General features: G+C 70.8%; 10 protein-coding genes. 8 read left to right on the plus strand and 2 right to left on the minus strand.

The features are described 5' to 3' along the window. Positions 1 to 11: 11 nt before the first annotated feature. The 8 genes from ACFVWU_RS07490 (at position 12) to ACFVWU_RS07525 (ending at position 10519) form a co-directional block, all read left to right on the plus strand. On the plus strand, positions 12 to 1637 hold the full coding sequence (locus ACFVWU_RS07490) for a methylmalonyl-CoA mutase (RefSeq protein ID WP_387616810.1): 1626 nt from the start codon (positions 12 to 14) through the stop codon (positions 1635 to 1637). Between the two features lie 219 nt (positions 1638 to 1856). Next, on the plus strand, positions 1857 to 3110 hold the full coding sequence (locus tag ACFVWU_RS07495; RefSeq protein ID WP_387616812.1) for an amidohydrolase: 1254 nt from the start codon (positions 1857 to 1859) through the stop codon (positions 3108 to 3110). 253 nt (positions 3111 to 3363) lie between these two features. Continuing rightward, entirely contained in the window at positions 3364 to 4422 is a 1059-nt protein-coding gene (locus ACFVWU_RS07500; protein WP_387616814.1) for a BMP family protein, read from the plus strand. Between the two features lie 50 nt (positions 4423 to 4472). Continuing rightward, positions 4473 to 6299 (plus strand): ABC transporter ATP-binding protein, encoded by a 1827-nt coding sequence (locus ACFVWU_RS07505; RefSeq protein ID WP_387616816.1) that lies wholly within the window; start codon positions 4473 to 4475, stop codon positions 6297 to 6299. A 3-nt stretch (positions 6300 to 6302) separates the two neighbouring features. Further along, positions 6303 to 7466: an ABC transporter permease gene (locus ACFVWU_RS07510; RefSeq protein ID WP_387616818.1), complete on the plus strand. Its 1164-nt coding sequence runs from the start codon at positions 6303 to 6305 to the stop codon at positions 7464 to 7466. Beyond that, positions 7463 to 8728: an ABC transporter permease gene (locus ACFVWU_RS07515; RefSeq protein WP_387616820.1), complete on the plus strand. Its 1266-nt coding sequence runs from the start codon at positions 7463 to 7465 to the stop codon at positions 8726 to 8728. The genes ACFVWU_RS07510 and ACFVWU_RS07515 overlap by 4 nt, the downstream gene beginning before the upstream one ends. Continuing rightward, positions 8725 to 9117, plus strand: coding sequence for a cytidine deaminase (locus ACFVWU_RS07520; protein WP_380610532.1), 393 nt, complete (start codon positions 8725 to 8727; stop codon positions 9115 to 9117). The genes ACFVWU_RS07515 and ACFVWU_RS07520 overlap by 4 nt, the downstream gene beginning before the upstream one ends. Positions 9118 to 9241: 124 nt before the next feature. After that, positions 9242 to 10519, plus strand: a complete 1278-nt coding sequence (locus ACFVWU_RS07525) for a thymidine phosphorylase (RefSeq protein ID WP_387616823.1) — start codon at positions 9242 to 9244, stop codon at positions 10517 to 10519. Between the two features lie 27 nt (positions 10520 to 10546). Here ACFVWU_RS07525 and ACFVWU_RS07530 read toward each other — a convergent pair whose 3' ends face one another. Then, the gene (locus tag ACFVWU_RS07530) at positions 10547 to 11101 is read right to left on the minus strand and encodes a Uma2 family endonuclease (protein WP_387616825.1); all 555 of its coding nucleotides are present in this window, start codon (positions 11099 to 11101) and stop codon (positions 10547 to 10549) included. Positions 11102 to 11127: 26 nt separating this feature from the next. Further along, entirely contained in the window at positions 11128 to 12411 is a 1284-nt protein-coding gene (locus ACFVWU_RS07535; protein ID WP_387616827.1) for an MFS transporter, read from the minus strand. Positions 12412 to 12459: the final 48 nt, after the last annotated feature.

Raw genomic sequence — 12459 nt, forward strand, 5'->3', positions numbered from 1 at the left:
TGGAGGGACCCATGGCAGCCGAGCCGCGCCGCACCGAGTCCGCCCGACCTTCGGAATCGGCCCGTCTTTCCGAATCGGGCTTCCCGATCGAGCCCCTGTACGGCCCCGAGGCGCTGGCCGGCTGGGACCCGGACACCCGGCTGGGCCGTCCGGGGGAGTACCCGTACACCCGTGGGGTCTACCCGACGATGTACACCGGCCGGCCGTGGACGATGCGCCAGTACGCGGGCTTCGGCACCGCAGCCGAGTCCAACGCCCGCTACCGGCAGCTGATCGCGGGCGGCGGTACCGGCCTCTCGGTGGCCTTCGACCTGCCCACCCAGATGGGCTACGACTCGGACGCGCCGCTCGCCGCCGGGGAGGTCGGCAAGGTGGGCGTGGCGGTGGACAGCGTCGAGGACATGGCGGTGCTCCTCGACGGGATCCCGCTCGGCGAGGTGTCCACCTCGATGACCATCAACGCGCCCGCCGCCCTGCTCCTGCTGCTCTACCAGCTGGTCGGCGAGGCCCAGGGGGTGGCGTCGTCCGCGCTCACCGGCACGGTCCAGAACGACGTGCTGAAGGAGTACATCGCCCGGGGCACCTACATCTTCCCGCCGCAGCCCTCGCTGCGGCTGGTCGCGGACGTGTTCCGGTACTGCCGGGCCGAGATCCCGCGCTGGAACACCATCTCCATCTCCGGCTACCACATGGCCGAGGCCGGGGCCGACCCGGCGCAGGAGATCGCCTTCACCCTGGCCAACGGCATCGCCTACGTCCGCACCGCGCTCGCCGCCGGGATGGCGGTGGACGACTTCGCGCCCCGGCTCTCCTTCTTCTTCGTGGCCCGCACCACGTTGCTGGAGGAGGTGGCGAAGTTCCGTGCCGCACGCCGGATCTGGGCCGGGGTCATGCGCGACGAGTTCGGCGCGAAGGACCCGCGCTCGCGGATGCTGCGCTTCCACACCCAGACCGCCGGGGTGCAGCTCACCGCCCAGCAGCCCGAGGTGAACCTGGTCCGGGTTTCGGTGCAGGCGCTGGCCGCGGTGCTCGGCGGCACCCAGTCGCTGCACACCAACAGCTTCGACGAGGCGATCGCGCTGCCCACCGAGAAGGCCGCCCGGCTGGCCCTGCGCACCCAGCAGGTGCTCGCCCACGAGACCGACGTGACCGCCACCGTCGACCCCTTCGCCGGCTCCTACGCGGTGGAGTCGCTCACCGATCGGGTGGAGGCCGCCGCGCTGGCCCTGATGGCCCGGATCGAGGAACGGGGCGGTGCGGTGGCCGCGATCGAACAGGGCTTCCAGAAGGGCGAGATCGAGCGGACCGCCTACCGCCTCCAGCAGGAGACCGACTCCGGCGAGCGGACGGTGGTCGGCGTGAACCGCTTCCGGCTGGACGAGGAGGAGCCGTACCACCCGCTGCGGGTGGACCCGGCGATCGAACGGCGGCAGGCCGAACGGCTGGCCCGGCTGCGGGCCGACCGCTCCTCGACCGCCGTCACCCGGGCGCTGGACGCGCTGCGCCGCACCGCGGAGGGGCAGGAGAACGTGCTGTACCCGATGAAGGAGGCGCTGGCCGCCCGGGCCACCGTCGGCGAGGTCTGCGACGCGCTGCGCGGGGTGTGGGGGACGTACGCTCCGGTGGAGCGTTTCTGAACGGAGCGGATCTTCTGAACAGCCGTCAATATCCCGCGCCCGTCAAGTGGGCGGTGGCCGTGACCACCGGCCCGGGTGATCGTTGCACAGGGCAAGCAACCCGGGGAAGGCGGCTAAAACGAGATGTCATACCCACCTGTCCGGCCGGTATGCGCCCATCCGGGGACTAATTTTCTGGAAGTCGGGCCAAATCCCCCCAACGGGCCTAGTCTTGGGGAGATGAACCGTCCTGATCCCGCTCAGTCGGGCGCCACCCTCGCCGCCGCACGCCCCCCCGCCGAACTGCGCGCCAGGGTCAGCAGGCTGGAGCCCGAGCTGGTCGCCTTCCGCCGTGATCTGCACCGGCACCCGGAGCTGGGCCGCCAGGAGTTCCGCACCACCAACCTGCTGCGCGACCGGCTGGTGGCGGCGGGCCTGGACCCGCGGGTGCTGCCCGGCGGCACCGGTCTGCTGGTGGACATCGTTCCGGCCGGCACCCTCCCGGGCACCGAGTTCCTGGCCTTCCGCGCCGACATCGACGCGCTGCCGATCGACGACGCCAAGACCGATGTCCCGTACCGCTCGACCGTCCCCGGCCGGGCCCACGCCTGCGGCCACGACGTGCACACCTCGGTGGTGCTCGGCCTCGGGCTGGTGCTGGCCGAGGCCGCCCGCACCGGTGAGCTGCGCCGCCCCGTCCGGCTGGTGTTCCAGCCCGCCGAGGAGGTCATGCCCGGCGGCGCGCTGGACGTCATCAAGGCCGGCGGGATGGACGGCGTCGGCCGGATCTTCGCGGTGCACTGCGACCCGAAGGTGGAGGTCGGCCGGATCGCCCTGCGGACCGGGGCGATCACCTCGGCCTGCGACCGCCTGGTGCTGCACCTGGACGGGCCCGGCGGCCACACCGCCCGCCCGCACCTGACCACCGACCTGGTGACCGCGATCGCCCGGATGGCCGCCGACCTCCCGGGCGCGCTGGCCCGCCGGATGGACCCGCGCTGGGGCGTCAGCCTGGTCTGGGGCCGGATCGCCTCCGGCTCCGCGCCCAACGTCATCCCGCAGCACGCCGAGCTGGAGGGCACCGTCCGCTGCCTGGAGCTGGACGGCTGGCGCGAGGCGCCGGACCTGCTGCACGAGCTGATCGCCAAGCTCGCCGAGACCAATCGGGCCAAGTGGACGCTGGACTACCACCGCGGGGTGCCGCCGGTGGTCAACGAGGCGGTCTCGGTCGCCCGGCTGGACGCCGCGATGACCGCCCGCTTCGGGAGCGACGGCGCCCAGGTGGTGGAGAGCACCGAACAGAGCCTCGGCGGCGAGGACTTCTCCTGGTACCTGGAGCACGCCCCGGGCGCGCTGGCCCGGCTCGGCGTCCGCGCCCCCGGCGACCCCACCGTCCGCGACCTGCACCAGGGCCGCTTCGACGTGGACGAGCGGGCGATCGGCGTCGGTGTGGAACTGTTCGCGGCGCTGGCCCTGGAGGACGACCAGGACTGACCGTTTACCGGCGACTTGTGGTCGGTGCGTGATCGCGTTGGCGAGATCCGGAGTTTCGGGCGGTTCCGTAAACTGGGTCGAACCAGTCTCGGATCGCCGTCCGTGTACGGGAAAGGAGCCTTCGGAGGGCCTTCAGACCACGGTTTGATAACAACCCGAACGCTCCGGCACCCCGTAACCCAACCGTGTTCTACGCGCGTTACGGTGGCGTCCGACCACGCCAAACGGTTGCGTGTCAGAAGGAGAAACTCCCTTGCGCCGTTCAATGAAGCTCGCCGCGGTTGTGCTCTCGGGTTCCCTGGGCATGGCCTCGCTCGCCGCTTGCGGCGCAAAGAGCAATGACAACACCTCCTCCTCCGCGTCCGGTGACGGCTCGCTGAAGGTCGGTATGGCCTACGACATCGGCGGCCGTGGCGACCAGTCGTTCAACGACTCCGCCGCCCGCGGTCTGGACAAGGCCAAGGCCGACCTGGGCGTCTCCGTCACCGAGGCCGAGGCCAAGCAGGGCGAGGCCGAGGCCGACAAGGAGACCCGCCTCAAGAACCTGGTCGACGCCGGCTACAAGACCATCATCGCGGTCGGCTTCGTCTACCAGCCGGCGGTCGACAAGGTCGCCAAGGACAACCCGAACGTCAAGTTCGCGATCATCGACTCGAACGACAAGGACCAGCCGTCCAACGTCACCTCGCTGCTCTTCGCCGAGCAGGAGGGTTCGTACCTGGCCGGTGTCGCCGCCGCCAACAAGTCGAAGGCCCACCACATCGGCTTCATCGGTGGTGTGCAGTCCGAGCTGATCAAGAAGTTCGAGGCCGGTTACAAGGCGGGCGCCAAGTCCGTCGACCCGAACATCCAGGTCGAGACCACCTACCTGACCACCCCGCCGGACTTCAGCGGCTTCGCCTCGCCCGACAAGGGCAAGGAGGCCGCGCAGGGCCAGCTCGACAAGGGCGCGGACGTCATCTACTCCGCCGCCGGTTCGTCCGGCGCCGGCGCCATCGAGGCCGTCGCCAACGCGGGCAAGCTCGCGATCGGTGTCGACTCCGACCAGGCCAGCCAGCCGGCCCTGGCGAAGTTCAAGAACAGCATCCTGACCTCGATGGTCAAGAACGTCGACACCGCGGTGTACTCGTACATCGACTCGGTCAAGAAGGGCACGCCGTTCACCGGCATCAAGCTCTTCGACCTGAAGGCCAACGGTGTCTCGCTCGCCACCACCGGCGGCAAGATCGACGACATCCAGGACAAGCTGAAGGCCGCCAGCGACGCCATCACCAGCGGCGCCACCACCGTCCCGACCGCGCCGGCCCAGTAAGGCCCGCGCGTCTCGGACGCGACATGCGCTGCCGCCTGCCCGGTGGCGCGATGATCGACACGGTAAACGGGAGGGGCCCGGCAGGGTGCGCTCAACGCGTACCCCCGGGCCCCGTTCCGTCTCCACGTTTCCCCACCTTTTGGCCCTCCCAGCGCAACGACGCGCCTCCAGACCACCAGGAGATCGCCATCACCGCATCCGAACCCGTCCCCCTGCGCAAGGACGGCACCCCCAGCGCGGGGACGGCGACATCGGCCGTCGAACTGCGCGGCATCACCAAGCGCTTCCCGGGTGTCGTGGCCAACCACGACATCAACCTCACCGTCCGCACGGGCACGGTGCACGCCCTGATGGGTGAGAACGGCGCCGGCAAGTCGACGCTGATGAAGATCCTCTACGGCATGCAGAAGCCGGACGAGGGCACCATCGCGATCAACGGCGAGCAGTGCGAGTTCCACACCCCGGGCGACGCCATCTCCCGCGGCATCGGCATGGTGCACCAGCACTTCATGCTCGCCGACAACCTCACGGTGCTGGAGAACGTCGTCCTCGGCGGCGAGAAGCTCCACGGCATCGGCGCCAAGGCGAAGGCGAAGATCAAGGAGATCTCCGACCAGTACGGCCTGGGCGTGCGCCCGGACGCCCTGGTCGAGGACCTCGGTGTCGCCGACCGCCAGCGCGTCGAGATCCTCAAGGTGCTGTACCGCGGCGCCAAGATCCTGATCCTCGACGAGCCCACGGCCGTGCTGGTCCCGCAGGAGGTCGACGCGCTGTTCGACAACCTGCGCGAGCTCAAGTCCGAGGGCGTCACCGTCATCTTCATCTCGCACAAGCTGCACGAGGTGCTCGCGGTGGCCGACGCGATCAGCGTCATCCGGCGCGGCACCACGGTCGGCGACGCCGACCCGAAGGCCGTCACGGCCCGTCAGCTCGCCGAGATGATGGTCGGCGCCGAGCTGCCCTCCCCGGAGAGCCGCGAGTCGACCGTCACCACGACCGAGATGCTCAACGTCGAGGGCCTGCGGATCGCCAAGAGCGACGCCGAGGGCATCGAGCGCGTCGTCCTGGACGACATCTCGCTGCGCATCCACAAGGGCGAGATCCTCGGTATCGCCGGCGTCGAGGGCAACGGCCAGGCCGAACTGGTCGAGGCCATCATGGGCATGCTGCCGTTGGACGGCGGCACCGTCACCCTGGACGGCAAGGACCTCTCCGGCACCCTCACCCGGGCCCGCCGCGAGGCCGGCATCGGCTACATCCCCGAGGACCGCCACAAGCACGGCCTGCTGCTGGAGGCCCCGCTCTGGGAGAACCGCATCCTCGGCCACGTCACCGAGGAGCCCAACTCCAGCGGCCCGCTGCTCAAGCCGACCGCCGCCCGCGAGGACACCTGGCGGATCGTCGAGCAGTACGACGTCCGCACTCCCGGCATCGAGGTCACCGCGGCCTCGCTCTCCGGCGGCAACCAGCAGAAGCTGATCATCGGCCGCGAGATGAGCCACCAGCCCAAGCTGCTGATCGCCGCGCACCCGACCCGTGGTGTGGACGTCGGCGCGCAGGCGCAGATCTGGGAGCACATCCGGACCGCGCAGCGCGAGGGCCTGGCCGTCCTGCTGATCTCCGCCGACCTGGACGAGCTGATCGGCCTCTCGGACACCATCCGGGTCATCTACCGCGGCCGCCTGGTCGCCGACGCCGACCCGGCCACCGTCACCGCCGAGGACCTCGGCACCGCGATGACCGGTGCCGCCGCCGGCCACATCGAGTCCGAGCCGGAGGCCGTCGCAGAGGCGCAGGCCGTCGCGGCCGAGGGCACCGAGGCCGAGAGCGAGCACCCGCACACCGACACCGCCGACGACCCGCAGGCGGGGGAGTAACCCATGACCAGTCCCAACCCCGCCGCCAAGCGCAGCCTGGCGCAGCGGATCAGCGGTGAGCGGATCGTGCTCGCACTGGCGGCGCCGGTGCTCGCGGTCGTGCTGTCCGTCGCGATCTGCTCCGTCCTGCTGGCGACCTCGGGCAAGAACCCGTTCGACGCGTGGAACGTGATGATCACGTTCGCCACCAAGTCGGACGGCCAGGTGCTGATCCTCAACCGGACCACCACCTACTACCTGGCCGCCGCGGCCGCCGCGTTCGGGTTCCGGATGAACCTGTTCAACATCGGCGTCGAGGGCCAGTACAAGGTCGCGGCGCTGTTCGCGGCCTTCGTCGGCGCCAAGCTCGACCTGCCGTCGTTCATCCAGATCCCGCTGCTGCTGATCACCGCCATGCTGGTCGGTGGCCTGTACGCGAGCATCGCCGGTCTGCTGAAGGTCTACCGCGGTGTCAGCGAGGTCATCTCGACCATCATGCTGAACTCGATCGCGGTCGCGATCGTCGGTCTGCTGCTCGTCCCGGGCGTCTTCGCCCCGAAGGTGAGCGGCACCAGCAACTCGATCCAGACCGACCCGGTCTCGCAGTCCAGCCACTTCTTCTCCATGGACACGGCCGGCGGCCAGCTCTGGGGCTTCATCTTCATCGCCGCCCTGGTCGGTGTGGTCTTCCAGTTCGTGCTGACCCGGACCCGGTTCGGCTTCGACCTGCGCGCCACCGGCCGCTCGGAGTCCGCCGCGACCGCCTCCGGCGTGAACGTCAAGAAGATGGTGATCATCTCGATGGCGGTCTCCGGCGCGATCGCCGGTCTGATCGGCCTGCCCGAGCTGCTGCAGAACTCGTTCTACTACGGGCAGACCTTCCAGCAGAACCTGGGCTTCCTGGGCATCTCGATCGCCCTGCTCGGCCGCAACAGCCCGATCGGCATGGCCTTCGCGGCGCTGCTGTTCGCCTTCCTGGACGTCACCGGTTCGCTGCTGCCACTGCCCCAGAACGGCGAGTTCCCCTCCGAGATCGTCGACGTCATGAAGGGCACCATCGTCATCTGCGTCGTCGTCGCGTACGAGCTGGTGCGCCGCTACGGCCTGGTCCGCCAGCAGAAGCGGGTCGGCGCCCAGCTCGCCGCCCAGGCTGCGGCGGCCAACGAGAACAAGGAGGTGTCCGCGTGAGCACGGCCACTGCTGCTCGTCCGAAGGCGTCGGGCGCGCCCGCGAAGAAGCGCAAGCTGTCCTGGCCGGTGGTCCTGCTCCTGATCGCGGGCGCCCTGGTCCTGGTCGCCGCCGTGGGCATGGCCACCGGCAACCACTCGCTGACCTCCTCCGGGCAGGTCACCGCCGCGCTCAGCGCCGCCGTGCCGATCGGCATGGCCGGTCTGGGCGGTCTCTGGTCCGAGCGGGCCGGCGTGGTCAACATCGGCCTCGAAGGCATGATGGTCGCCGGTACCTTCTGCGGCGCCTGGGCGGGCTACCTGGTCAACCCGTGGGTCGGTCTGCTGGCCGGCATGCTCGGCGGTGCGCTCGGCGGCCTGCTGCACGCGGTCATCACCGTCACCTTCGGCGTCGACCACATCGTGTCCGGCGTCGGCATCAACCTGCTGATCCCCGGCATCTGCGCGTACATCAACCGGATCTACTACAAGGACTACGTCGCGTTTGGCGCCGGGCAGAACCAGTCCCCGCCGGCGGACCCGCTGCCGTACATCACCGTCCCGGGCCTGTCCTCGGGTCTGAAGAGCATCGAGAGCCACCACTGGTTCCTCGTCTCGGACGTGGCCGGTGTGCTCGGCGGTCTGGTCACCAACCTCTCGGTGGTCGTGGTGCTGGCCGCCGCGCTGATCGTGGCCAGCTACTTCCTGCTCTGGCGCACGGTGTTCGGCCTGCGGCTGCGCTCCTGCGGTGAGAACCCGACCGCGGCCGAGTCGCTGGGCGTCAACGTCTACAAGTACAAGTACATGGCGGTCATCGCCTCCGGCGCCTTCGCGGGCCTCGGCGGTGCGTACCTCTCGCTGGTCGCCGCGCACTTCTACAAGGACGGCCAGACCCTGGGCCGAGGCTTCATCGGCCTCGCGGCGATGATCTTCGGCAACTGGATGCCCGGCGGTCTCGCCATGGGCGCCGGCCTGTTCGGCTTCACCGACAGCCTCCAGCTGCGCGACCCGGAGTCGGTCCACGTGCTGATCCTGATCGTCTCGATCGCGATGGCGCTGCTCGCCCTGTGGCAGCTGTACCGCCGCAAGTACACCGCGACGGTGATCTCCTTCGTGGTGGCCGGCGGTCTCGGTGCCTGGTACGCGCTGACCGATGAGGTGCAGCGTCCGCTGATCGTCGCCACGCCGTACCTGATCACCCTGGTGGTGCTCTCGCTGGCCTCGCAGCGACTGCGGATGCCCAAGGCGGACGGCCAGATCTACCGCAAGGGCCAGGGCAAGTGACGGCCCCCGCGATCGACTGGGAGCGGCTGCGCGCGGCGGCGCGCGAGGCGATGGGCCACGCGTACGCCCCGTACAGCAAGTTCCCGGTCGGCGCGGCCGCGCTGGTCGACGACGGCCGGCTGGTCAGCGGCTGCAACGTGGAGAACGCCTCGTACGGGCTCGGGCTGTGCGCCGAGTGCGGGCTGGTGTCCGCGCTGCACGCCTCCGGCGGCGGCCGGCTGGTCGCCTTCACCTGCGTCGACGGCGCGGGCGAGCTGCTGATGCCGTGCGGGCGCTGCCGCCAGCTGCTGTACGAGCACGGCGGTCCCGAGCTGCTGATCGACCTGGCCTCCGGCGTGAAGCCGATGAGCGAGGTTCTGCCCGACGCGTTCGGGCCGGAGCGGCTCTAGCATCGGCAATTGTTACGCGCGTAGAGTGTCGCGAGTGGGCCGTAACCCGGTCATCTCGCGGCACTCTTCGCTTTTGACGCTTTTTGAAACCCCACTGCATTTGAGAACCCCACTGGGAGCACGCATGGACGCCATCTCCGTCATCCGGACCAAGCGCGACCGCGGAGAGCTGAGCGACGCTCAGATCGACTGGGTCATCGACGCCTACACCCGCGGCGAGGTCGCCGACGAGCAGATGTCCGCACTGGCCATGGCGATCCTGCTGAACGGCATGAAGCCGCGCGAGATCAGCCGCTGGACCGACGCCATGATCCGCTCGGGCGTCCGGATGGACTTCTCCTCGCTGCCGCTGCCCACCAGCGACAAGCACTCCACCGGCGGCGTCGGCGACAAGATCACCCTCCCGCTCGCCCCGCTGGTCGCCGCCTGCGGCGCGGCCGTCCCGCAGCTGTCCGGCCGCGGCCTCGGCCACACCGGCGGCACCCTGGACAAGCTGGAGTCCATCCCCGGCTGGCGCGCCCTGCTCTCCAACGACGAGATGATGGACGTGCTGCGCGACGCGGGCGCGGTCATCTGCGCGGCCGGCGACGGCCTCGCGCCCGCCGACAAGAAGCTGTACGCGCTGCGCGACGTCACCGGCACCGTCGAGGCCATCCCGCTGATCGCCTCCTCGATCATGTCCAAGAAGATCGCCGAGGGCACCGGCGCGCTGGTCCTGGACGTCAAGGTCGGCTCCGGCGCCTTCATGAAGAACCTGGACGACGCCCGCGAACTCGCCCGCACCATGGTCGGCCTGGGCACCACCGCCGGGGTCAACACCGTCGCCCTGCTCACCGACATGTCCACCCCGCTCGGCCTCACCGCGGGCAACGCGCTGGAGGTCCGCGAGTCCGTCGAGGTCCTGGCGGGCGGCGGCCCGGCCGACGTCGTCGAGCTCACCCTCGCGCTCGCCCGCGAGATGCTCGCCGCGGCCGGCGTGCACGGCAAGGACCCGGCCGACGCCCTGCGCGACGGCTCCGCGATGGACCACTGGCGCCGCATGATCGCCGCCCAGGGCGGCGACGTCGACGCCCCGCTCCCGGTCGCCCGCGAGCAGCACGTCATCCCCGCCCCCGCCTCCGGCGTCCTCACCGCGCTGGACGCCTACGCCGTCGGCGTCTGCGCCTGGCGCCTGGGCGCCGGCCGCGCCCGCAAGGAGGACCCGGTCCAGGCCGGCGCCGGCGTCGAGATGCACGCCAAGCCCGGCGACACCGTCGTGGCCGGCCAGCCCCTGCTGACCCTCCACACCGACACCCCGGAGCGCTACGACTACGCCATCGAGGCGCTGGCGGGCGGCATCGAGGTCGCCCCGGCGGGCACGGCGTTCACCCCGAACCCGATCGTGCTGGACCGCATCGCCTGATCAGTCCGGCGTCCTGCGGACGTGCGCTCAGGCGTACGTCCGCAGGACGCTGGTGTCGAGGGTCCAGGGGCCGACCGTGATCGTGTCGCCGAATTTGAACTTCTCGCGGGAGGTGTAGCCGGGGCCGTCGTGGATGATTCCGGTGCCCTTGCGGGGGTCGACGAGGAGATACATCGGGATGCCCATGGCCGAGTAGTCGCGGACTTTGCCGTGGTAGTCGTTCTCAGGGTTGGACTTGGAGACGATCTCCACGACGAGAAGGATCTCGTGGGGGAGGAACGCCGGATTGTCGTCGTCCAGATCCGCCTCGGGGAACACCATGAGGTCCGGGTTCCGGAGTCGGCCAAGGCCCACGTCCTCCAGGTCTGCGCCGCCGTGGGCGATGTACCCGGGGTGAGTCTGGGGCAGCTGGGCGTTGAGCTGCTGCGCAAGGCGAATGACGGCAAGCTCATGACGTTTCACCGGCGACATCATCATGACGATCTCGCCGTCTGCGATCTCGATCTTCCCTATCCCCGGCACCTGCGGCAGCTGATCCGCGATCTCGCGCAGCCGGGCGTACACAGCAGGATCGATGCTCATGTCCCGGAGTGTATCGGCGGCGACTGTCAAGCGTCCGCGATCGCTCGCTGGGCCGAGTGCGCCTGGTGGGTGGCGTAGAGGGTGACGGCGGCGGCGAGGGCCATGGCGGTGAGGCCGACGGTGGCGGCGCCGGGCCAGCCGGTGGCGTGGTACGCGTCGGCGCCGAGGGTGCCGCCGAGGCTGTTGCCGAGGTAGTAGGCGATCAGGTAGAGGGCGGAGGCCTGGGCGCGGCCCTCGGTGGCGGTGCGGCCGACGGCGGAGGAGGCGGTGGCGTGGCCGGCGAAGAAGCCGGCGGTGATCAGGACCAGGCCGAGCAGCGCGCAGAGCAGCGAGTCGGCGAGGGAGAGCAGCAGGCCGGCGGCGGTGACGCCGATGGAGACGTAGAGGGCGCCGCGGCGGCCGAGGCGGCGGGAGAGGCGGCCGGCCGCGGCGGAGGTGCCGGTGCCGACCAGGTAGACCACGAAGATCGAGGCGGCGACCGACTCCGGCAGGTGGAACGGCGCGGAGATCAGCCGGTAGCCGACGGTGTTGTAGACCGCGCCGAACACGGCCATGAACAGCATTCCGAGCGCGTACAGCCGCACCAGCAGCGGGTTGCGCAGGTGCCGCCCGACCGTCCGGGCGAGCGCGCGGGCGTCGACCGGGGCCGGGGCGAAGTGCCGGGCGGCGGGGATCAGCAGCCGGAAGGCGAGCGCGGCCAGCAGCGCGAGGGCGGCGGAGGCGGCCAGGCCCCAGCGCCAGCCGAGGGCGGCGGCGGTCCAGCCGGAGAGCAGTCGGCCGCCCATGCCGCCGATGCCGTTGCCGGCCACGTACAGGCCCATCGCGGAGGCCAGGGCGCTGGGGTGGACCTCCTCGGCGAGGTAGGCCATCGCGGTGGCGGGCAGTCCGGCGAGGGCGGCGCCCTGCAGGACGCGCAGCGCGACGAGGGTGGTGAGGTCGGGCGCGAAGGGCAGGGCGACGGCGAGGGCGGTGGCGGCGAGGGTGGAGGCCGTCATCACCGCGGTGCGGCCGTACTTGTCGGACAGCGCGCTGGCCGGGAGCAGCCCGAGGGCGAGGCCGAGGGTGGCGGCGGAGGCCGTCCAGCTGGCCTGGCCGGGGGTGAGGTCGAGGTCGGCCGAGAGGATCGGCAGCAGGCCCTGGGTGGAGTAGAGCAGGACGAAGGTCGCGATCCCGGCGGCGAACAGGGCGAGGTTGGCGCGGCGGAAGTCGCGCTGGCCGGGGCGGTGGCGGTCGTCCGGGGCGGGGGCGGTGGGGGCGGCGGCGCGGGCATCCGGGGCGGTCGCGGATGCCCTGGTATCGGAGGGCTGCATGTCGTCGACCGTAGGCCTGGCGTGGTTGATGCGTCCAATGCATGAAGA

Source organism: Kitasatospora sp. NPDC058190, assembly GCF_042883685.1.
In the GTDB taxonomy this organism is placed as follows: Bacteria; Actinomycetota; Actinomycetes; order Streptomycetales; family Streptomycetaceae; genus Kitasatospora.